General features: G+C 37.7%; 17 protein-coding genes, 3 tRNA genes and 1 riboswitch. Of the genes, 15 read left to right on the top strand and 5 right to left on the bottom strand.

What is annotated here, in order from left to right:
• Positions 1-15: 15 nt before the first annotated feature.
• Entirely contained in the window at positions 16-1,887 is a 1,872-nt protein-coding gene (locus tag A6M14_RS07110; protein ID WP_152874284.1) for a TonB-dependent receptor plug domain-containing protein, read from the bottom strand.
• 37 nt (positions 1,888-1,924) lie between these two features.
• Positions 1,925-2,129: riboswitch (cobalamin riboswitch) on the bottom strand.
• Positions 2,130-2,273: 144 nt separating this feature from the next.
• On the opposite strand from A6M14_RS07110, the gene A6M14_RS07115 reads away from it, so the two are divergent.
• The 4 genes from A6M14_RS07115 to A6M14_RS07130 all read left to right on the top strand — a co-directional run bounded on the left by A6M14_RS07115 (position 2,274) and on the right by A6M14_RS07130 (position 6,259).
• Positions 2,274-2,924, top strand: a complete 651-nt coding sequence (locus tag A6M14_RS07115; RefSeq protein ID WP_152874285.1) for a phosphoribosylanthranilate isomerase — start codon at positions 2,274-2,276, stop codon at positions 2,922-2,924.
• Entirely contained in the window at positions 2,899-4,140 is a 1,242-nt protein-coding gene (gene trpB / locus A6M14_RS07120; protein ID WP_188110875.1) for a tryptophan synthase subunit beta, read from the top strand. The genes A6M14_RS07115 and trpB overlap by 26 nt, the downstream gene beginning before the upstream one ends.
• 456 nt (positions 4,141-4,596) lie before the next feature.
• Complete coding sequence (locus tag A6M14_RS07125; RefSeq protein ID WP_152874287.1) at positions 4,597-5,127, top strand: DUF1543 domain-containing protein; 531 nt, start codon at positions 4,597-4,599, stop codon at positions 5,125-5,127.
• A gap of 139 nt (positions 5,128-5,266) precedes the next feature.
• Positions 5,267-6,259: a DUF2804 domain-containing protein gene (locus tag A6M14_RS07130; RefSeq protein ID WP_152874288.1), complete on the top strand. Its 993-nt coding sequence runs from the start codon at positions 5,267-5,269 to the stop codon at positions 6,257-6,259.
• A gap of 73 nt (positions 6,260-6,332) precedes the next feature.
• Here the strand turns inward: A6M14_RS07130 and A6M14_RS07135 are convergent, their stop codons facing one another.
• Both A6M14_RS07135 and A6M14_RS07140 read right to left on the bottom strand, forming a co-directional pair.
• Entirely contained in the window at positions 6,333-8,129 is a 1,797-nt protein-coding gene (locus A6M14_RS07135) for a DUF3413 domain-containing protein (RefSeq protein ID WP_241678051.1), read from the bottom strand.
• A gap of 199 nt (positions 8,130-8,328) precedes the next feature.
• The gene (locus A6M14_RS07140) at positions 8,329-9,660 is read right to left on the bottom strand and encodes a Na+/H+ antiporter NhaC family protein (RefSeq protein ID WP_152874290.1); all 1,332 of its coding nucleotides are present in this window, start codon (positions 9,658-9,660) and stop codon (positions 8,329-8,331) included.
• 362 nt (positions 9,661-10,022) lie between these two features.
• Here A6M14_RS07140 and trpA point away from each other — a divergent pair, with 362 nt between their 5' ends.
• Genes trpA through A6M14_RS07160 form a run of 4 tightly spaced genes read left to right on the top strand, consistent with a single transcriptional unit; the run spans position 10,023 to position 14,003 of the window.
• Positions 10,023-10,826 carry a tryptophan synthase subunit alpha gene (gene trpA, locus A6M14_RS07145; protein ID WP_152874291.1) on the top strand — a complete coding sequence of 268 codons (804 nt, stop codon included), beginning with the start codon at positions 10,023-10,025 and terminating at the stop codon, positions 10,824-10,826.
• Positions 10,823-11,719: an acetyl-CoA carboxylase, carboxyltransferase subunit beta gene (accD, locus tag A6M14_RS07150; protein WP_152874292.1), complete on the top strand. Its 897-nt coding sequence runs from the start codon at positions 10,823-10,825 to the stop codon at positions 11,717-11,719. Before trpA ends, accD begins: the two co-directional genes overlap by 4 nt.
• A complete protein-coding gene (gene folC, locus A6M14_RS07155; RefSeq protein WP_152874293.1) occupies positions 11,716-12,999 on the top strand; it encodes a bifunctional tetrahydrofolate synthase/dihydrofolate synthase in 1,284 nt (427 codons plus the stop codon). Before accD ends, folC begins: the two co-directional genes overlap by 4 nt.
• The gene (locus A6M14_RS07160) at positions 12,996-14,003 is read left to right on the top strand and encodes an SPOR domain-containing protein (protein ID WP_152874294.1); all 1,008 of its coding nucleotides are present in this window, start codon (positions 12,996-12,998) and stop codon (positions 14,001-14,003) included. The genes folC and A6M14_RS07160 overlap by 4 nt, the downstream gene beginning before the upstream one ends.
• A 17-nt stretch (positions 14,004-14,020) precedes the next feature.
• On the opposite strand, the gene A6M14_RS07165 is transcribed toward A6M14_RS07160, so the two are convergent.
• Both A6M14_RS07165 and A6M14_RS07170 read right to left on the bottom strand, forming a co-directional pair.
• A complete protein-coding gene (locus tag A6M14_RS07165; RefSeq protein ID WP_152874295.1) occupies positions 14,021-14,602 on the bottom strand; it encodes a dual specificity protein phosphatase family protein in 582 nt (193 codons plus the stop codon).
• A 156-nt stretch (positions 14,603-14,758) separates the two neighbouring features.
• Positions 14,759-15,394, bottom strand: coding sequence for a peroxiredoxin (locus tag A6M14_RS07170; RefSeq protein WP_152874296.1), 636 nt, complete (start codon positions 15,392-15,394; stop codon positions 14,759-14,761).
• 330 nt (positions 15,395-15,724) lie between these two features.
• On the opposite strand from A6M14_RS07170, the gene secA reads away from it, so the two are divergent.
• The 7 genes from secA (at position 15,725) to A6M14_RS07205 (ending at position 21,967) form a co-directional block, all read left to right on the top strand.
• A complete protein-coding gene (gene secA / locus A6M14_RS07175) occupies positions 15,725-18,436 on the top strand; it encodes a preprotein translocase subunit SecA (protein ID WP_152874297.1) in 2,712 nt (903 codons plus the stop codon).
• A 159-nt stretch (positions 18,437-18,595) separates the two neighbouring features.
• The gene (locus A6M14_RS07180) at positions 18,596-18,895 is read left to right on the top strand and encodes a hypothetical protein (RefSeq protein ID WP_152874298.1); all 300 of its coding nucleotides are present in this window, start codon (positions 18,596-18,598) and stop codon (positions 18,893-18,895) included.
• A gap of 171 nt (positions 18,896-19,066) precedes the next feature.
• Positions 19,067-20,287: a bifunctional glutamate N-acetyltransferase/amino-acid acetyltransferase ArgJ gene (gene argJ / locus A6M14_RS07185; protein WP_152874299.1), complete on the top strand. Its 1,221-nt coding sequence runs from the start codon at positions 19,067-19,069 to the stop codon at positions 20,285-20,287.
• A 140-nt stretch (positions 20,288-20,427) separates the two neighbouring features.
• On the top strand, positions 20,428-21,495 hold the full coding sequence (gene nadA, locus A6M14_RS07190) for a quinolinate synthase NadA (protein WP_152874300.1): 1,068 nt from the start codon (positions 20,428-20,430) through the stop codon (positions 21,493-21,495).
• 153 nt (positions 21,496-21,648) lie between these two features.
• Positions 21,649-21,725: transfer RNA gene (locus A6M14_RS07195), tRNA-Pro, on the top strand.
• A 46-nt stretch (positions 21,726-21,771) separates the two neighbouring features.
• Positions 21,772-21,848 (top strand) — tRNA-Arg (locus A6M14_RS07200).
• Positions 21,849-21,891: 43 nt separating this feature from the next.
• Positions 21,892-21,967 (top strand) — tRNA-His (locus A6M14_RS07205).
• Positions 21,968-21,990: the final 23 nt, after the last annotated feature.

Raw genomic sequence — 21,990 nt, forward strand, 5'->3', positions numbered from 1 at the left:
AAATGTCAACAGACCCTAGTATTTGAATGTCACACCAACAGATGCTTGGCGACCACCGTTAATGTAGAAAAGACCATTTCCGTATGAGGCTGTTTCAAACTTCACATCACCAATATTGTCGATGTTAGTAAAGAGTTTGATTGAAGGATTTACATTCCAATAGGCATTTAAATCAACCGTCGTGTAACCAGCAACTTTTGAATTGTCTTTGGGTGCTGATTTAGATGATACCGATGTACTGATACCATAAATTGAATTTTGCAATCCTGCAGTTAATGTTAAGCTTTGACGAGGACGACGGGCTAACTCTTTTCCTGTTTCCTCATTTGTAGCTTTAACATAGCTATGTGAAAGCTTTGCAAATAGTTGATCTTGCTCCCAGTTGATATAGCTTTCAACGCCTTCAAATTTTGCTTTACTTACGTTATCAAGGATGTATCCATTTTTATCATTGTAATCAATAAGGTTTTTCACTTTATTGTTGTACATAGATAAACCTGTACTGAGGCCAAAAGGAAGCTTTTGATCAATGCCTAATTCAAAAGATTCACTTTCCTCAGGTTTTAAATTTGGGTTGCCGTAGTAGTTAACATAGAGCTCATTTAAGTTAGGTGCTCTAAATGCCGTTCCCCAATTGGTGTAAATACTTGTGTTTTCCAATATTTGATAGCGAACAGCTACTTGCCCCACTGTGTGAGTACCAAATTGTTCATTGTCTTCTACGCGAATACCAACTTGGGTGTTTAAACCGTGATTACTGTATTGATGTTGAATATAATAGCCTTGCGCATCAACATCGCCTTTATATGGGGATCCGCTTGAAATAGCATCAGCTTTGGTGCTTTGGTAGGTAGTGCCGAATAAGATGTTTTGGTGAGCGGGTAAAGTGACTTTTGTGTATAGATCTGCTTCTTGTGTTTTACTATTTACAAAATCTTTAGAATCTAATTGATTACTTTCATCTTTAAATTGAGATAAACGTGCATTTAATTCAATTAGATCAGAAAATTTATACTTTGCCTTAGCATTGATACTTTCATTTTTAAAATCAACAGAATTATTTTTTAAATTTAAAAATGCATTAGATGGATATGGTGCAAAAACACTTGAAACATAAGTAGATTGACCTTCATTTTGTGCATAATCTAAAGAAAGAGCTATGGATTCGTTTTCAAAACCAAACTTAGTACTGAAACCTTTTTGTTCGAAGTCACCCGTTTTAATATCAGGTTGCTTAGCATTGGTTACATGTGTTCCATCTGATTCTAAGCGTTGACCACGAATTTGTGCATAAAATCCATTTTCAACTAAATCTGCACCTACGATAGATTTATAAGTTTTATTTTCACCTATTTCACCTGTAAGAAATGCACCTGTTTTTTCAGGTGTTTTAGAGACAAGTTGTACAACCCCACCAATTGCATTAGTACCATATAAAACTGATGCAGGGCCTTTCAGCACTTCAATTTGTTTGAGGTCGGTTGTATCAATATAGGCTAAAGATGCGGTGCCACTTGTTGCACTATTGAGTTTTACACCATCACGTAAAACAAGCGTATGTGTTGAATTGGTGCCTCTGAGGAAAATAGATGACTGTTGACCATATCCACCTGATTGCACCATGTTGATAGATGCATCATTACTTAATAAGTGTGGTAATGATGCTAATGGAGATTGGTCAAGTACTGCAGGTTCAATAATTGAAATGCGAGCAGGCACATTTTCAATGTTTTCTTCAGAACGTGTTGCAGTCACAACAATGGTATTTAAAGTAGATTTCGTTGATGCTTTCGCTTGAGTTTCAGTGTTTGCAGATACAGAAGTTGAAAGACCCATCGCAATGGCGATAGCACCTACAAGGGCAGTAGGCTGAAAATAAATAGACATGCTTTAGCTCCATACATTCACCCCCCGTGAATGATTGAGTTTAAGGGCACAATAAGCAGGTATCCGGACTTAAATGTGATCGAGCTTTCGATCTACTTATCCACCTTCCCACAAAAAATTGCAGTGGTGTAAATTGTTCAATTTATAAAGATAAGTTTTTCATTTTACCGTTGCGGGGGCAGTGTTGGATTCGCACCAACTTCCCTATAGCGATGGCTAGGACTTATTGCATTCGCACGAAGTATAAAGTTAGCATGTGAAATAAACAATCGAAGTGAAGAATATTGCGTATGAACTTTACGCAAGATTGAAAAATTGCATTACAATGATTCGCCTTTAATATTTATAGATGGGCTATAAACAAGGCACGGCAAGAGCAACAAAACATGCGTACTCGTGTAAAAATATGTGGAATCACACGAACTCAAGATATTCGATCTGTTGTAGATGCAGGAGCAGACGCAATTGGCTTTGTATTTTTTCCACCAAGCCCTAGAAATGTCACCATTGAATTAGCTCAAAAACTTGTAAAACAAGTACCAGCCTACGTACAAACCGTTGGCTTATTTGTGAATGCATCGAGCGATGAAATATTAGAAGTATTAAAAACAGTTTCTTTAGATGTCTTACAATTTCATGGCGATGAAACCCCAGAACAATGCCAAAATATTGCCAAATTAACAGGTAGAAGATGGTACAAAGCCATTCAAGTTAAACCCGATTTAGATGTAATTTCAACGATTCAGCAATATCAACAAGTGGGTGCAAGTGCTATGCTTTTAGATGCATGGCACCCTGAGCTTAAAGGTGGAACAGGACATTCATTCGATTGGACTCAGTTCCCACAACTTGATATTCCATTAATATTGGCAGGTGGTTTAAAGCCTGAAAATATCGAAGACGCTATAAAGACGACAGGGGCATATGCCGTAGATGTCAGCGGAGGCGTAGAGTCCGCAAAGGGTATAAAAGACCAACAACTCATTGAAAAATTTATGCAAGGAGTCCATCGTGGATCAGCAAAATCAAAGTCATAACAGTCAAATTGACTATACCCAATTCCCCGATCAAAACGGGCATTTCGGTATTCATGGCGGACGTTTTGTGTCAGAGACTCTTATGGCGGCATTAGAGGATTTAGAAAAACTCTATTTTCGCATGAAAGATGACAAACAGTTTCTGGCAGAATTCGACCGTGACTTGGCTTACTATGTAGGTCGCCCAAGTCCTTTATATTATGCTGAGCGATGGTCGAAAGAATTAGGTGGTGCGCAAATTTACTTAAAACGTGAAGACCTTAATCACACAGGTTCACACAAAGTAAATAACACGATTGGTCAGGCACTTCTTGCAAAACTTTCGGGTAAAAAACGTATTATTGCTGAAACAGGCGCAGGTCAGCATGGTGTTGCAACGGCAACCATCGCAGCACGTTTAGGTCTTGAATGCGTTGTGTTCATGGGCGCAGAAGATGTTAAACGTCAAGCAATGAACGTGTATCGTATGCGTTTATTGGGCGCAACAGTTGTTCCTGTAGAAAGTGGCTCAAAAACATTAAAAGATGCCATGAACGAAGCAATGCGTGATTGGGTCACCAATGTAGATTCTACATATTACGTGATTGGTACAGTTGCAGGTCCACATCCATATCCGCAATTGGTTCGTGATTTCCAATCGATTATTGGTCGTGAAGCACGTCGTCAAATTCAAGAGCAAGCAGGTCGTTTACCCGATGCTTTAGTGGCTTGTGTTGGTGGTGGTTCAAATGCAATGGGTTTGTTCTATCCATTTTTAAACGATCAAGATGTGAAAATGTACGGTGTTGAAGCCGCAGGCTATGGCATTGAAACAGGCAAACATTCTGCACCACTCAATGCAGGTCATGTGGGTGTATTACACGGTAATCGTACTTACTTGATGTCGGATGATCAAGGTCAAATCATTGAAACGCATTCAATTTCAGCAGGTTTAGATTATCCTGGTGTTGGCCCTGAACATAGTTTCTTGAAAGATATGAACCGCGTTGAATATGTACCAATTAATGATAATGAAGCGCTGCAAGGTTTCCGTGATTTAACGCAAATTGAAGGGATTATTCCTGCATTGGAAAGTTCACATGCAATGGCGTACGTGACAAAACTTGCTCCGACTATGGATAAAGATCAAATTATTATTGCGACTGTTTCAGGTCGTGGTGATAAAGACTTAATGACTGTTGCACGTATTGATGGCGTGGAAATGGTTGAGATGTAAAAAATCTCCCTAACCCTCTTTATGAAAGAGGGGAAATAGCTCTCCTTTTCTAAGGAGGGGGATTAGAAATCGCATTCAAGTAATTGGATGCGATTTTTTTATATATGATAAAAGTTTCCCTCCTTTTGAAAGGATGAGAATTCTCAGAATATATTCTGAGTCAGCAAGGGGGGATTTTCATAATGCATATTTTATTTTTGCTGAAACAAAAGTATGGGAACTTTGATTTGTGGCTTATGATTTAATTTCAGTGTGCCTGCTACTATTACTTTTGGAAGATCAAAAGTAACAAAAATATTTTGTAAGACTGGAGGTATATCCTTATACCTCAGTCTTACGGACGACATCCATGTCGCCAACGCGTATCATATCGTTTTAATGAAATTTAAAAGTCCTCTTTTTATAAACTCTCTTTTTTGAAAAATGGGAGTTAGGGGGGATTAAAACGGAGCTTTTATGCCTAGCCTATTTATTATCATGCTCGGTGGTCGTCATGCACGTGCAAATACAGAAGTACATGATGTGGTACTTGCTGTTGGTGATACTTTAGAAGAAACCTATCCTCAACTCAAAAATGCATGGTTTGGCGAACAAAAAGGCTTACATATTGATGCTTGGGCTAAAATTAACGGCATAGAATTTGAAGATAAAAAATATACAATTCAACTTAGTGATGCTGCACCAAATCTAGAAAATGAAAAATTATTCTTAATTAATTTAGGTGGTTACGATGCACGTGAATTTGGCGAATTACATCGATACGTTTTAGTGGTTGCACAAAATGCGATGGTGGCAAAACAAAGAGGCAAAGCTTATTTTGCACAGCATTGGCAAAAACAACATACAGACCGTGTTCTAGATGTCGACGATTGCATTACAATAGATCATGTTCATGGTCGATATATTGAATTGATTGAGCAGAATTCAGAAATACAGCTTGAAGAGAATCTTTGGGAAAATACATATCTCATGTTGGATCACGATTAGCTAAAAATTTTGAATGAATAATCCTTCAAATTATCTCGTATAAGCTTTTGAATCTTTAGTTTGGATTTGCTATTTTAAAATTGATGCTTAAAGGCATAATGCTTATATGGGATAAGGTGATTGATATGGATGATCAAAAATGGATTTGATTCAACCCAATGGACAGCCTCGTTATGGTCGCTTTTCAGAACTACCATCAAATATAGATGTCAGTAAATACGATTATAAAACGCCCTATGGAAAGTCATTGGATGGATGGCGTAAGCATCTAAAATATAAAAAATTCAAGTTTTGTTCTATTCAGCACGAGCATTATAGTATTGGTGTTGCCGTGGTCGATATTGCATGGGCTGGGCATGGTTTTTTCTATATTTATGACCATCTTCGCAACGAAGTGATTGATTGGAATGCGATTAATCCATTGGCTAGACATACTCAGGTCGATGAGCAACCTTTATTTAATCAGAGTTATTTTAGCCACAAGCCATATCAAATAGAAATGCAGCATGTGAATGGCGCTCGATATATCACTGTTACAAAATATGGTGAAATTATATTAAGTGTTCGAACATTTTGTGCAGGAACAACGCCTTTAAGTTTGTGTAGCCCAAATGGAATTAATGGTTGGACTTATACTCAAAAGCTTACAACGCTCACTTGTGAAGGCTTTTTTAGTAATAAACAAGGTCAAATGATTCAATTTAATGAGCGAACATTTGCCGCGCTAGATGATACTTGTGGATTTTTGCGACCTGAAACGGCTTGGTTTTGGTTGTCTTGTAGTTTTTGGGATGATCAAAATAATCGCATAGGCATTAATTTGGCTTCTGGGGTGAATGAAAGCTTTGGTAATGAAAACAGCTTATGGATCAATGGACATTTACATCCATTAAGTGATGTTTTATTTCAACAAATTTCAGATACCCAATGGACAATTCAATCTTTAGATAAAAGCTTAAATTTAACTGTGAATACAGGTTGGCGCCGTTTTGAAAATCTAAATTTAAGATGGGTTGGAAGTCAATTTAGTCAGTGGCAAGCAAAAATTAGCGGCACAGTTTTACAAAATGGTCAGGAGATTATTTTTAATAGTGAATATGGCTTAATTGAACAACATTATGCGAAATGGTAATAAAAATATTAAATTACTCGTAAGTTCAGCAATAAAAAAGGCCTCCGAAGAAGCCTTTTTTATTTAAAGTCACTTATTTATTAAAACGACTAATTTGTTCTAACGCAGCTTGTAGATATTTTCCATTCAGCTGTTGACCTTTAAGTGGCTTGTTCTTTTTATCCAATAAATCATATTGACCAACAGCACCAACTTCTAAAATTGATTTAGGCGTAATTACGGCATAACTACTGTAATTCGAAGCTAAAATCCAATCACGTTTTACTATAGGTGCCATTAAATCTTCACCTACTGAATAATCATGAATATTGTTTTTAACACCTAAATAATTTTTCATAATGGTTGGAACAATATCTTGATGACTTGTGAATGTGTCTTTATCCCATTGCATCATGGTTGAATCTTTCACTTTAGGGCCAATAATGGCTAAAGGAACTTTCACTTGAGGATCGGTGTAGTTCCCATTATGTCCCCAGAAGTTTTCCATGTTGTCATTTACTTCTTGACCGTGGTCACCTGTAATAATCACCAAGGTATTATCAGCATCACCAGAGGCTTTGATTTTATCTAAAACTTCTTTCACTAAGCTATCGACATAATGAACACTTGTTTTATAGCGGTTCATCATGAGTGAGCGATCTGTATCGTTACTGAGTTTTAGATAATTCACTTCTTCAAGCATTGGCTTGTATTGATGTGGGTAATCTTTCGGGAAAGCATAACCATGTGGTGAATCGTAGAATAAGAACGAGAAAGTTGGTTTGTTCTTATCGCGTTTGTCGTACCATTTTAGCCAGTCTTGAGTTAAACCCACATCTAAGCCATCAGGCGAACGGCCTTCAGAACTAATGCGCAAGTTAGGTACTTTTGCAAAAATATTTTGATCAAATTCGGGATTTGTCAGTTTTGCGGCCGCGAAGATACCCAGTTGATAATTCATCGCTTGTAAGCGATCCATAAATACAGGCGTTTGACGATTGACTAAAATACCATGCCAATATGTTCCTGGAATGGCATAAAACAGACCGAAAATACCTGTACGTGTACAGTTACCTGTCGAAATATGATTGTCAAAAATTTTACCTTGTTGCGCGTATTGCCACATATTTGGGCTGACATCTGCATTAAAGGTATCTGCACGCCATGAATCTACAACAATAAAGACAATATTTGTGGGTTTGGTAACAGCATCAGATTGAATTGGACTTAGTGGATAGTTAATATCACTTTTACGCTCTAATGACATCGCTTTTTGTTTTTCTATCGCGGCTTCATCTAACCAACCCATTTTTTTCATTGTTTTTGTAGAGGTTGCAGGTTGGAAAAGTGGTAAATAACGTTTTGTTACCGTAACGGGTTGATAAACGTTTGCTGCTGCCCAAATATGAATACCATTAGACATTAAAAGGGTGATAAAAGTCAGCCAAGCAAATTTTTTGCCTAATTTCCATTGGGGGCGTGGAATGCCATTTTCTAATTTTGATATGAGAAAGTATTGAAATGCCCAAATTAATGCAATGCCAATAAAAGTCATAATCCAAGTTACGATAGGAAAATCTACGACTTGCCCTGACATCACCAATTCAAGCATTACAGCATTTACATGAAATCTATATTGTGAATAGACCACGGTATCTAAAAATAACGCAATTAAGCCAAATGCAGCCACACCTGAAATAATAAAACGACGTGGGATCGTCGGTAATAATAAGAAAGGTATGAGCAATAGACCTAAAACAGCACTTAAAAGTGCCATATGAGAAAAAAGGCTAGAGACTAAAAAGCTTAAACCTAAAATATCACTTGGAAATTCAGGTAAAAATGCAAAATATCTGCATGAAATAAGCATCGCAATAATGGCATTGACCATTATGAGATATCCATGACTATGTAATCTTGTTTTAAAAGGCATAAATATGCATCGACTATAAATATGGACTAAAAAAAGCCGAGAGTTGAGGCTCGGCTTGAATATGTTTAAATTATAATCTTAACAGTAGGATTTAACTTTTATGTTTACATAAACTAAACATACTATTGTATGAGTCTAATTTTCTGTACGAATGCTCTTATCTTTGTTTTAATTTTGGAAAGCGGAAAATAATTGAAAGTACAGCAAAAATTGCGAGTACCCAACAATAATAAATACTACCAATAAGTTCTACAGGGGAAATTTTTGCAATTGAGCAAGCCAGTAAAAGCTGAGCACCATAAGGAATAAGACCTTGAGTGACGCAAGAAAAAATATCCAATAAAGCAGCAGCACGTTTAGGATCTACGCCATATTCTTTTGCGACTTCTCTTGCCATATCTCCCGATAAAATAATCGCAACTGTATTGTTTGCAACAAATAAATTGGAGAAAACAACAAGAAGACTAACGCCAATTTCACCTGCACGTTGTCTACCTACTTTAAATAAGCGGGTAATTTTATAAATACGTTGAATTAACCATTCTAAACCACCTTCTTTTTGCATAATGGAAGATAAACCGCCCAAGAACATTGAAAGTAAGGCAACTTCGAACATACTGACAAAGCCGTCGTAAATTGCATTATTGAGCTTTAAAAAGTCAAAAGTTGTTGAGTCAATTAAACCAATAATTCCAGATAAAATCACACCAATGGTTAAAACAGCAAGTACGTGTAAACGTGTGAATGCCAATACAAAAACAGCAACATACGGCAGAATTAACCATAGGTCATAATCTTTATAATCAATGTTTTGTGCGCTATGACTTAACAGCATATAAATAAAAATAGTGATGATTGCGGCAGGAACAGCAATCCATACATTGACTCTAAACTTATCTCTAAGTTGAACTTTTTGACTATTTGTTGCAGCAATTGTGGTATCCGAAATCATAGACAAGTTATCGCCAAACATTGATCCACCAACGACTGCGCCAATGGCTAAAACAGGGGCAATATCTGTTGCTTGAGAAAAGCCAAATGCAATAGGCGCACACGCTGCAATAGTTCCCATTGATGTGCCCATTGCCGTTGCAATAAAAGCTGAAATGAGGAACAACATGGGTAGTACAAATGTAGGAGGAATAATCGATAAGCCCAGTTGTACCGTGGCATCTACACTACCAATGGCGCTACTTGTACTGGCAAATGCACCCGCAAGCATAAACACCATAAACATGAGAATTAAATTAGGATGACTCGCACCCTTTAAGAATTCATCAATACCTACGTTGAGTTTGTCTCTATATAGTAGAACCGCAACAATAATGGCAGGAATAGCAGCAACAGGTGCTTTAATTTGATAAAAAGCGAATTCTGTACCAATCATTGAATGGTAAATACCACTACCTAAAAACAGCGACAAAAAAACAATAAGGGGGAGCAGTGCAAGCGCGCGAGCGTGCACTTTATCAGGATGATCGGAGGTCATAGGAGATAAAAAAAATAAGAATGCGAATAGTATAATGCAGGTTTTGCTATTTCAGTAAATTTTAAATGTAAATGCTAAGTAATTTATTTATATGATTTTTATTGAATAAATCTAAGTTTATCTAAAATATCGGAAAATTCAGAAAAGCTAAAAATAGGCATCTTTGATCATTGTGTAAAAAAACGAAATATCGGTAAATGTACCTTTCGGATTGTTCTGATGAAGAAGATTTGCAAACAGAATATAAAAAGCAAAGTATTGAGTGCTATTCAATGACTAAAAAATAGCGTTACAATGCATTGTCTTGTATTTCTACAAAAGCAACTCCTCAGTTTTAAATAATTCAAGGAAAGTACAACCCTATGTCACGTTTAGCCACTCGATTTGCACAGCTTAAATCTCAACAGCGTAAAGCTTTAGTTTCGTATGTCATGGCAGGTGACCCTCAACCACAAGTAACGGTTCCGTTACTGCATAATATGGTTGAAGCAGGGGTAGATGTGATTGAACTTGGACTTCCTTTTTCAGACCCTATGGCAGATGGTCCAGTTATTGCCCTTGCAGCAGAACGTGCATTGGCAGGTGGAACAAATACTTTAGATGCTTTGAATATGGTGAAAGAGTTTCGTCAAAAAGATACAGAAACACCTGTTGTTTTAATGGGATATTTGAACCCTGTTGAAGTGATTGGTTATGAAAAATTTGTATCTTATGCTAATGAATGTGGTGTCGATGGTGTTCTACTTGTAGATTTACCACCAGAAGAAGCGCATGACTTAGATGTAGTTTTGAAAAAGTTTGATATGGATCAAATTTTCTTACTTGCACCAACATCTACAGATCAACGTATTAAACACGTTGTGAAACAGGCAAGCGGTTTTATCTACTATGTATCTTTGAAAGGCGTTACAGGTGCGGCAACCTTAGATGTTTCTGAAGCTGCTGCGCGTATTGAAAAAATTAAAGCTGAAACAAATCTTCCAGTCGGTGTTGGTTTTGGTATTAGCGATGCTGCCTCTGCAAAAGCAATGGGCGGTGTAGCAGATGCTGTAATTGTAGGAAGTGCTTTTGTAAAACAATTTGCGAACTTAACACCAGAACAAGCCGCTATAGAAACGGTTAATAAAGTTAAGGAGCTTCGAGCTGCGCTCGATGAGTTAGTATGAGTCAAGAAGTGAAAACAGGGAAGATTCTTAGCCCTACTACGCCGTGGACAGATCGTGCTGTTCCAAGTATTCATGTTCCAGATGAACAGCAAGTATATAAATCTACATTTACTGAACCGACTATCGAATGTTCGGAGTGTCATGCTTTAGTGACGCGTACAGCGATGTCTTTCAATGCTTTTGTTTGTCCGCAATGTGATGAACATTTACGCATGAAAGCGCGTGATCGTTTAAATTGGTTCTTCGATCAAGTTGATAATGAACTTGGTCAAGAATTTAAAGCCAAAGACCCACTTAAATTTGTAGACAGCAAGCCATATCCAGATCGTATGTCGGAAGCTCAAACAAAAACAGGTGAAACTGAAGCACTTGTTGTAATGCAAGGCTTATTGAAAAGTGTACCGATGATTGCGTGTGCTTTTGAGTTTGACTTTATGGGCGGTTCAATGGGTACGGTTGTTGGAGATCGTTTTGTTCAAGCTGCAGAGCGTGCAATTCAATCGAAACAACCTTTAATTTGCTTTGCTGCCTCAGGTGGTGCACGTATGCAAGAAGGGATGTTATCTCTGATGCAAATGGCACGTACATCTGCTGCAATTCAACGTATGAAAGAAGCAGGTTTACCGTATATTGTTGTATTAACACATCCTGTTTATGGTGGCGTAACAGCATCACTTGCAATGTTAGGCGATGTACATATTGCTGAACCTAAAGCGATGATTGGTTTTGCAGGTAAACGTGTTATTGAACAAACAGTTCGTGAAAAATTGGAAGAACCGTTCCAACGTGCTGAGTATTTACTTGATCATGGTGTAATCGATCAAATCGTACACCGTCACGCATTACGTGATACTGTATATCGCATTGTGACGAAATTGATGAATTTGCCTTGAACAAAGCACCACTTGCAACAGACTCTTTAAACACATGGCTCGATTATTGGAGCCATGTTCACGTTACGGGTATTGATTTAGGTTTGGAACGCGTTATTCCTGTTGCTGAAAAGCTAGGTGTAACTCGTCCAAATTCGAAAGTTTTTACTGTTGCAGGAACAAATGGTAAAGGCTCTACAAGCACAACTTTAGCGGCAATATTACAAGCGCAAGGCTATAACGTAGGTCTTTATCAATCACCGCATATTTATCGTTTTAATGAACGTGTGAAATTATCGGGTATAGAGGTTGATGATCAAGCTTTGGTCGATGCCTTTGTTCAGGTCGATGATGCACGTCGTGAATGTGACTTATCTTTATCATTTTTTGAAGCAACAACACTGGCCGCATTTGTTATTTTTAAAGATAAAAAATGTGATGCTTGGGTGCTTGAAGTGGGGTTAGGCGGACGACTAGATGTTGTTAATGTTGTCGATCCTAATGTTGCCGTTATTACCAATATTGGTTTAGATCATACCGATTGGCTAGGCGATACTATTGAGAAAATTGCATTTGAAAAAGCAGGAATTATTCGTCCGAATATTCCCGTAATTTTTGGTGGATCACAAGACATTCCTCAAGCTATTTTAAATAAAGCAAATGAGTGTAATGCATCTTTATCTGCGGTAAATCGTGATTACTTTTATCGTTTTACTGAAGATGGTCAGGCATGGATGTTTGCCTCTACAGGTTGCACATTAAAATTACCATTGGGTGCTTTAGCTCTCGAAAATATTTCTACTGCTGTTGCTGCTATTCTTGTGAGTGGTTTAGACATTAAGCAAGAAGCAATAGTACAAGGTATTCAACAAGCAAAATTACAAGGTCGATTTGAAATTCGACAAGTTGAAGGCAAAACCGTTATTTTTGATGCAGGACATAACCCACATGGTGTTGAGTTCTTGTTAAAACAATTGAAAAATTATTTGAATTACAATAAACAGTTCACTGAGGTGATCAGTGTTTTTTCAATGTTGACAGATAAAGACATAAATTCAGTTGCGCAGCTGTTGAAAGATACTGTATTAATGTGGAAAATTGCGCCATTAACAGTGCCTCGTGCAGCAACAATTCATCAACTTGATGAAGCATTAAAAGATCAAAATTTACAGCACTTTGAAAGTGTAAAGTTGGCGTTTAAATCAGCACTTGATGAATCGAAAAATAATCAGCTGATCCTTGTGTGTGGTTCATTCCACACCTTGGAAGCCGTATGGGAGTATTTGGAAGAATGTCAATGAACAACAAGCAGCGTTGGATGGGTGGCGTTGTTTTATTAGGTGGTGGTATTTTGTTGGCAGCCTTGCTTTTGAAGGGCAAAGAAGAAATACATCAAAACCAAGCCGAGCCCCAACTTGTTGAGCAAGTTCAACAATCAAATAAGTCAAATGAAGCTGAAATGATTCAACTTCAACCTTTAACTGTGGATGTTGAAACAGAAAAACGCTTGCTTGAAGAACAGAAACGTTCACGTGAAAAAGCAGTTGCAGAGCAAGAAGCAAGAGCAGCTGAATTTTTAGCAACTCAGCAACAAGCCGAAGCAGAAGCTGCGCGTAAAGCCGCAGAAGAATATGCTGCTATGAATACGCGCAGAACAGGTGCGAATCAAAGCTCTGACAATATTCCGCCAGAGCTTGTTGAAGATGAAAAAATTAAACAAAAGCGTATTGCTGAGGAAAAGTTGGCGGCTCAAAAAAAGTTAGATCAGCAGAAAGTAACGCAATTAAAGGCTGATGATGTTAAAAAAGATGCTGAGAAAAAACGCCAAGCTGAATTAGATCGTCAAGCAGAAGATAAGAAAAAAACTGAAGCTGAAGCGAAACAGAAAGCCAATGAAAAATTGAAAGCTGAGGAAAAGCGTAAAGCGGATGAGAAATTAAAGTCTGAGGAAAAGCGAAAAGCAGATGAGAAGTTAAAGTCTGAAGAAAAACGCAAAGCTGAAGCAAAGAAAAAAGCAGAGGCAGATAAAGCACGTAATTTGCTAGAAAATGGTGATAAGCAATGGATGGTTCAAGTTGCTTTAGCCGTAAATGAGGCAAATGCAGATGCTGTTGCTGCAAAATTAAGATCGAAAGGTTTTAAAGTCACCAAGAGTCCAACTTCAAAAGGGATTCGTATCATGGTTGGCCCATCTAAAGATCGTGAAACCGCAGATGCAGCACGTAAGAAAATTGCAGCCGATGCTAGCCTAGGAATGAAATCTGCTTGGGTAATCGATTGGGTTCCTTTAGATAAGAGAAATTAATTCAATTTAGCTGTTTTTTAAGATGGATTCGATACTTGTTGTCGAATCCATCTTATATTTTCAGGGCTAAAGATTTTTTCAATATTAATCCAAATAGGGTGAAACCCATATCCACCATATTTCATTTCATTTAACGCGTCTTCTGTTGTCCAGTTTTCAAAAATAATTCGATACATGGCGATAGAGGCTCCCGTTCTATCCGAACCGTGATAACAATGAATTAAAACTTTTTGATTACTTGCTTGAGCACTTTGAATTGTTTTCATAACTTCCAATAAATCATCGCGATTCATTGCCCATGTATTTACGGGTATATGTATTAATTTTAACTTTTGATTTTTGAGTATTTCAGAATCTTTATCTCTACTTCTTAAGTTAATTACTACATCGATTTTATGTTTTTTTAAGTCTGGTATAAGTGATGATACGGGTTGCTCACTACGATAGACGAAGGAACTCATCTCATAAAAATTATGATTAGAATTAATAGATTTGCCCCAATGACTTGGACGAGATTCAATTGGTAGTGTTGGTGATTCAACACAGCCAGTAAATATCAAAGATGAAAAAATTAAAAAGGTGAATGTGATTTTTTTCATATTTTTTATAAATTATGAGATTTGTTTATATTAATTAATTTTAAAAATAAAAGAAACTTAATTTAAGGAAAATAAAAAAACCCGCCATCAGGCAGGTTTAATAAATATTAGAAACTTGGCTCGTCAAAGGAAGCTTCTAAAAGAAAGTATGAAAGATCATTCCGGTTGAGCTGTTAAGCGTAAATATGGTTTTACTGCTGTATAACCTTTAGGGAAACGTTGCTGAATTTCAGCCTCATCTTTTAATGAAGGAACAATTACAACATCATCGCCATGTTGCCAATTGGCAGGCGTTGCAACTTTATGGTTGTCGGTCAGTTGTAAGGAATCGACTACACGTAAAATTTCATTAAAGTTACGACCTGTAGATGCAGGGTAGGTAATAATCAAACGTACTTTTTTATTTGGATCGATAATGACAAGCGAGCGAACAGTAAGGGTTTCACTTGCATTAGGATGAATGAAATCATACAGCGTAGATACTTTACGATCTTGATCGGCAATAATTGGAAAGTTTACGGTCGCATTTTGAGTTTCATTAATGTCTTGAATCCAACCATGATGTGATTCAACGGAATCGACAGAAAGAGCAATTGCTTTTACGCCACGCTTTGAAAACTCATCTTTTAGTTTTGCAGTAAAACCAAGCTCCGTTGTACATACTGGCGTGTAATCGGCAGGATGTGAAAATAGAATTCCCCAGCTATTGCCTAAAAATTCATAAAAGTTAATTTGTCCCAAGCTAGAATCTTGTGTGAAATCAGGTGCGATATCGCCTAAACGTAAACTCATTTTTGCCTCAGAATATTGGAAATGTTATTTGTTGAAAATAATATGGATGATTTCTTTAGCTAAATAAAATATGTTTTTATGTGTTGTTTATCTCTTTATTAGATATGTTTGAATTAACTGCTTTAAAAAACAAGCGATAAAATCAGGACTTATCTATATATAGAAAGATTAAAATTTGATACATTGTTTCCCCTTAGGTTTCAGTGTTTAGCAACGCGAAGATTATTTTTATATTGGTTTTGTGCAAAACCCTTGTACTTCAAATTTCTAACACCATAATAACGACTAAGAAAAACTTATTTTGATAAGCAAGATTTAGAGAGTCTATTCATGTTGGCAAGTCTGATCGGAGGAATCTTCGGTACTAAAAATGAGCGCGAACTTAAACGCATGCGCAAAATTGTTGAAAAAGTTAATGCGCTCGAGCCGACGATATCAGCTTTAAGTGATGCGGACTTATCTGCAAAAACCGAAGAATTTAAAAAACGTTATAACACTGGCGAAAGTCTAGATAAGTTATTACCAGAAGCGTTTGCAGTTTGCCGTGAAGCAGCAAAACGTATTATGGGAATGCGCCATTATGACGTTCAGTTGGTAGGTGGTATTACACTTCACGAAGGTAAAATTGCAGAAATGCGTACCGGTGAAGGTAAAACACTGATGGGTACACTAGCTTGCTATTTAAATGCAATTAGTGGTCAAGGCGTTCACGTGATTACTGTGAATGACTATTTGGCGCAACGTGATGCCGAGTTAAACCGTCCATTATTTGAATTTTTAGGTTTAAGCATTGGTGTAATTTACTCAATGCAAGACCCGATGGAAAAAACGGAAGCCTACAAAGCCGACATTACTTACGGTACAAATAACGAATTTGGTTTTGACTATCTTCGTGACAACATGGTGTTCTCTCTTGGTGAGAAAAAACAGCGCGGTTTAATTTATGCAATTATTGATGAGGTTGACTCAATCTTAATTGATGAAGCGCGTACACCACTGATTATTTCAGGTCAAAGTGATGATTCATCTCAGCTTTATGCTGCGATCAACTCAATTCCACCAAAGTTGAAGCCACAGAAAGAAGAAAAAGTGGCAGATGGTGGTCACTTCTGGATTGATGAAAAACAACGTTCAGTTGAAATGACTGAAATTGGTTTTGAAACAGTTGAAAATGAACTTATTGAGATGGGTTTATTAGCAGAAGGTGAAAGCTTATATTCTTCATCTAATTTGAACCTTGTTCACCATGTGACTGCTGCAATTCGTGCGCATTATTTATATCAACGTAATGTTCAATACATCATTAATGATGGTGAAGTGATTATTGTTGATGAAAATACAGGTCGTACAATGCCTGGTCGTCGTTGGTCTGAAGGTTTGCATCAAGCTGTAGAAGCAAAAGAAGGCTTAGAAATTCAGCCCGAAAACCAAACCTTGGCAACAACAACATTCCAAAACTATTTCCGTCTATACAAAAAACTGTCAGGCATGACAGGTACTGCAGATACTGAAGCTGCAGAAATGAAAGAAATTTATGGTTTAGATGTTGTTCTTATTCCAACGCACCGTCCAATGGTTCGTAAAGATGAAAACGATTTAATTTACCTAAATCGTAATGGTAAATATTCAGCAATTATTAAAGAAATTCAGCGTGTTCATGAGTCAGGTGTTGCACCTATTCTTATTGGTACAGCAACCATTGAAGCATCTGAAATTCTATCGGATAAACTTCGTGATGCTGGTATTGCGCATGAAGTGTTAAACGCAAAACAACACGAACGTGAAGCAGATATTATTGCGCAAGCAGGTGCTCCACGTGCTGTGACAATTGCAACAAACATGGCAGGTCGTGGTACAGATATTTTACTTGGTGGTAACTGGAAAGCACTTCTTGCAAAAATTGAAGAACCTACTAGTGAAGATGAAGCTCGTTTAAAAGCTGAATGGGAAAAAAACCATGATGCTGTTCTTGCATCTGGTGGTTTACACATTATTGGTTCAGAGCGTCATGAATCACGTCGTATTGATAATCAGCTTCGTGGTCGTGCAGGTCGTCAAGGTGACCCAGGCGTTTCACGTTTTTACCTATCACTTGAAGATGACTTAATGCGTATTTTCGCTGGTGATCGTATTGTGGGTATGATGCGTGCGATGGGTTTAACGGAAGATGAAGCGATTGAACACAAAATGGTGTCTCGTTCTATCGAAAATGCGCAACGCAAAGTAGAAGCGCGTAACTTTGATATTCGTAAAAACTTATTGAAATACGATGATGTAAACAACGAACAGCGTAAAATCATCTACTCACAACGTGATGAAATTCTAGCTGAAAGTACACTTCAAGAATACGTTGAAGAAATGCATCAAGAAGTCGTTAAAGGTTTAATTGCAGATTATATTCCGCCTGAGTCTATTCATGATCAGTGGGATATTGAAGGTCTTGAAGCTGCATTACGTGATGACCTTGGTGTTGAGCTACAAGTTTCTCGTTGGTTAGAGGAAGATCGTCGCTTAGATGAAGAAGCTCTTGTTGAACGTATCTACGATGAAATTCTGCAGCGTTACCGTGGTCGTCGTGAACAAATGGGTGATGAATCTGCAGCAATGCTTGAACGTCATTTCATGTTGGGTGCATTAGATCGCCATTGGAAAGATCACCTTGCTGCAATGGATTACTTACGCCAAGGGATTCATTTACGTGGTTATGCACAAAAAAATCCTGAGCAAGAATACAAAAAAGAAGCATTTAACTTATTTGTAAATATGTTGGGTGTGATTAAGTCAGATGTTGTAATGGACTTATCTCGTATTCATGTGCCAACGGCTGAAGAATTAGCGGCTTTGGAAGCACAACAGCAGGCTCAAGCAGAAGCAATGAAATTGAATCTTTCACATGCCGATGTTGATGGTTTTATCGAAGAATCATCTGAAGAAGAATCTCAACAAATAACTGAAGATGAGATAACTCCACCTGTCAGCAGAAATGCGCCATGTCCTTGTGGTTCAGGAAATAAATATAAGCAGTGTCACGGTAAAATTTAATTTGAATTAAATTTTATTTAACAAAAAAGCAGAACACTCGGTTCTGCTTTTTTGTTATGAATAGAGCAGAAAGGGCTCAGTCATTTCGATTAATAATTGAAGTTCAGCGCATTAAGTGATATTTAATGGCACATTGAAATTTAATATATGGAAACCATAATGAAAAAAGTATTAAAAACACTCATGATTGCTGCATTGGCAGTTCCTTCTTTTGCATTTGCAAATACTGAAAAATCGGTAAATCAAGTACCTGTTATCGATGGTAAAGTAACGGTTGCAAGCCCGCGTACAGGTATTCAGTATAAAATTGATAATCCAAATCAACGTCCTGTGTTAATTCAAACAGAAGCGATTGCACCTGCTACATCAGCAACAGCAGATCGTATTGTGGCATCTAATCCTGCTTTATCTGATGAAAGTCAAAAAAATGCGAAAAAGGCATTATTAGCTGCACAATAATTTAAAATATTTGATATTTAAAACCAGCCTCAAGGCTGGTTTTTTTGATATACGCGATTAAAATTTATAAATCATAATAAAAACTCACTCTTGGTTTGCTTTTGCTCGATTTTTCGATGAATTTCTAATAAGCTGTGGTTTTCTATATAAAACTAATTTGGAAGTTTTAAAATGGCTGTAGGTGACGTATCTATGCCGCAAATGCATGCGGTGAAAGGTGTAAAAATTGGTTCGGCTGAAGCGTATGTACGTTACCAAAACCGACGTGACCTTGTTATTTTTGAATTTGCAGAAGGTTCAAATGTTGCAGGTGTATTTACGCAAAATGCATTTTGTGCAGCACCTGTACATCTCTCTAAAGCGCATCTAAAAATTACCAATCCACGTTATCTTGTAATTAATACAGGAAATGCCAATGCGGGTACTGGTAAAACAGGCATGGCAAATGCAGAAGCAACGTGTGCGAAGCTAGCAGAACTTGCGGGTGTATCTACATCCGAAGTTTTACCATTCTCTACGGGTGTGATTGGTGAGCAGCTTCCAATTGAGCGTTTGGTTAATGGTTTACAACCTGCATTAGAAAGCTTAAATGAAAATGCTTGGTTAGATGCTGCAACAGGCATTATGACCACAGATACAACACCAAAAGGTGCATCTGAGCAATTTGAAATAGATGGTGTGATATACACCATGACGGGTATCTCAAAAGGTGCAGGCATGATTCGTCCAAATATGGCGACCATGTTGAGCTATGTTGCTACAGATGCACCTATCAGTCGTGAACTTGTTCAACAACTGTTAAATGAAACTGTAAATGTATCATTTAACCGTATTACGGTAGATGGTGATACATCTACAAATGATTCATGTATTTTTGTGGCAACAGGGCAGGCAGGCGGTGCTGAAATTGCATCGACTCATGATGTACGTTATGCAACTGTTCTCGAAGTGCTTACACGTGTTATGAAACGTTTGGCTCAACTTATTGTTCGTGATGGTGAAGGCGCAACGAAATTCATTACTGTTGCGGTTGAAGGCGGTGGAAATACGCAAGAATGCTGTGATATTGCTTATAGCATTGCACATTCACCATTGGTAAAAACGGCAATTTTTGCATCAGATCCAAACTGGGGGCGTATTTTGGCTGCCATTGGTTATGCAGGCGTGCCAAATTTAGATGTTGAAAAAATTCAAGTTTGGTTGGATGATGTACAAATCTGTAAAGATGGCGGTGCAGCTGAAGACTATACGGAAGCAGAAGGTGCACGTGTCATGTCTCAAACTGAAATGACGATTCGAGTTGATTTAGGTCGAGGGCAAGCCAAAGATACGGTATATACCTGTGATTTATCATATGATTATGTCAAGATTAATGCAGATTATCGTTCTTAAAGCTAAATTTAAACAAAGCCTCCGTTGTGAGGCTTTTTTATAACTGCTACTTTTTACTTGCTGGTCAAAAAACTTAAAAATTGATCAGATATTAGGATCACTTACATAACGTAAGCAATATGGATAGAGAAGACGTTGTTATGAATAATGCGACCAACAACTTAATTGCTAATGAAGCTAAATCAATTGTACAGGCGCATTTAGATCGCTTAGGTGAATCTAAAGACTCTCATTTAACCGAAGAAGTTAAACAAGAAAAATTTGCTCAAATTAAAGCAGAATTAGAAAAGCAAAATGCGGTATTGGTTGCGCATTATTATTGTGATCCTGAAGTACAAGAATTAGCAGAACTTACAGGTGGATGTGTTTCAGATTCATTGGAAATGGCACGTTTTGGTAGAGATCATCCTGCAAAAACGCTTGTTGTTGCAGGTGTTAAATTTATGGGCGAAACATCTAAAATTTTATCTCCTGAAAAAACAGTGCTCATGCCAACACTAGAAGCGACCTGCTCTTTAGATTTGGGTTGTCCTGTGGATGAATTTACTAAATTCTGTGATGAACATCCTGACTATACGGTTGTGGTCTATGCCAATACTTCTGCTGCTGTAAAAGCACGAGCAGATTGGGTGGTCACGTCAAGTTGTGCTGTAGAAATTATTGAACACCTAGATGGTTTGGGTGAAAAAATAATTTGGGCACCAGATCAGCATTTAGGGCGTTATATTCAAAAGAAAACAGGCGCAGATATGCTGCTTTGGGACGGTTCATGCATTGTGCATGAAGAATTCCGTGCACGTGGTATTGAAAACATGAAAGCTTTATATCCAGATGCAGCTGTCTTGGTTCATCCTGAGTCGCCAGAATCTGTAATTGACATTGCAGATGCAGTAGGTAGCACATCTCAACTTATTAAAGCGGCTAAAACATTGCCACATGAAAGACTGATTGTTGCAACAGACCGTGGTATTTTTTACAAAATGCAACAAGCTGTACCCAATAAGATTTTAATTGAAGCACCAACAGCAGGAGAAGGGGCAACGTGTCGTTCTTGTGCGCATTGTCCGTGGATGGCAATGAATGAATTGGATGGAATTTTAGAAGTCTTGCAAAAAAAGGATCAAGAAATCTTTGTTGATTCTGTTTTAGCAACACGTGCAAAGCTACCTTTAGACCGAATGTTGAGCTTTAGTGCTGCATTAAAATAAAGAAATTGATTAAAAAATATGTAAAATGCTTGATAAATAAACGGTTGAAGCATTTTTTTGATTTTTTTTAAATATAGGTGTTGACGTCTTTAGGCGTCACGCCTAGAATGCACACCGTACCGAACGAGATGTTTGATACAAGCTGAGATGAATCGGAGCATAGCACAGCCTGGTAGTGCACCTGGTTTGGGACCAGGGGGTCGTAGGTTCGAATCCTACTGCTCCGACCAATTCCTCAAGGCAAAGAAAAGCTTGATATTTTATATCAGCGGTAATGCGCCTGTAGCTCAGTTGGATAGAGCATCCGCCTTCTAAGCGGATGGTCACAGGTTCGAATCCTGTCAGGCGCGCCATTTGGTACGTTTGATCATAGAATCTGAAAAGCTTGTTGTAATGGTGATTGTAGCTCAGTTGGTAGAGCCCCGGATTGTGATTCCGGTTGTCGAGGGTTCGAGCCCCTTCATTCACCCCAATTCGGAGCATAGCACAGCCTGG

It is taken from the genome of Acinetobacter portensis (assembly GCF_009372215.1).
Classification (GTDB): Bacteria; Pseudomonadota; Gammaproteobacteria; order Pseudomonadales; family Moraxellaceae; genus Acinetobacter; species Acinetobacter portensis.

What these genes read in the sequence shown, in the direction of transcription:
- A6M14_RS07110 (WP_152874284.1), bottom strand. Translation starts at nt 1,887, where the DNA reads ATGTCTATTTATTTTCAGCCTACTGCCCTTGTAGGTGCTATCGCCATT.
- A6M14_RS07115 (WP_152874285.1), top strand. Translation starts at nt 2,274, where the DNA reads ATGCGTACTCGTGTAAAAATATGTGGAATCACACGAACTCAAGATATT.
- A6M14_RS07125 (WP_152874287.1), top strand. Translation starts at nt 4,597, where the DNA reads ATGCCTAGCCTATTTATTATCATGCTCGGTGGTCGTCATGCACGTGCA.
- A6M14_RS07130 (WP_152874288.1), top strand. Translation starts at nt 5,267, where the DNA reads ATGGATTTGATTCAACCCAATGGACAGCCTCGTTATGGTCGCTTTTCA.
- A6M14_RS07135 (WP_241678051.1), bottom strand. Translation starts at nt 8,129, where the DNA reads ATGGTCAATGCCATTATTGCGATGCTTATTTCATGCAGATATTTTGCA.
- A6M14_RS07140 (WP_152874290.1), bottom strand. Translation starts at nt 9,660, where the DNA reads ATGACCTCCGATCATCCTGATAAAGTGCACGCTCGCGCGCTTGCACTG.
- trpA (WP_152874291.1), top strand. Translation starts at nt 10,023, where the DNA reads ATGTCACGTTTAGCCACTCGATTTGCACAGCTTAAATCTCAACAGCGT.
- accD (WP_152874292.1), top strand. Translation starts at nt 10,823, where the DNA reads ATGAGTCAAGAAGTGAAAACAGGGAAGATTCTTAGCCCTACTACGCCG.
- A6M14_RS07160 (WP_152874294.1), top strand. Translation starts at nt 12,996, where the DNA reads ATGAACAACAAGCAGCGTTGGATGGGTGGCGTTGTTTTATTAGGTGGT.
- A6M14_RS07165 (WP_152874295.1), bottom strand. Translation starts at nt 14,602, where the DNA reads ATGAAAAAAATCACATTCACCTTTTTAATTTTTTCATCTTTGATATTT.
- A6M14_RS07170 (WP_152874296.1), bottom strand. Translation starts at nt 15,394, where the DNA reads ATGAGTTTACGTTTAGGCGATATCGCACCTGATTTCACACAAGATTCT.
- secA (WP_152874297.1), top strand. Translation starts at nt 15,725, where the DNA reads ATGTTGGCAAGTCTGATCGGAGGAATCTTCGGTACTAAAAATGAGCGC.
- A6M14_RS07180 (WP_152874298.1), top strand. Translation starts at nt 18,596, where the DNA reads ATGAAAAAAGTATTAAAAACACTCATGATTGCTGCATTGGCAGTTCCT.
- argJ (WP_152874299.1), top strand. Translation starts at nt 19,067, where the DNA reads ATGGCTGTAGGTGACGTATCTATGCCGCAAATGCATGCGGTGAAAGGT.
- nadA (WP_152874300.1), top strand. Translation starts at nt 20,428, where the DNA reads ATGAATAATGCGACCAACAACTTAATTGCTAATGAAGCTAAATCAATT.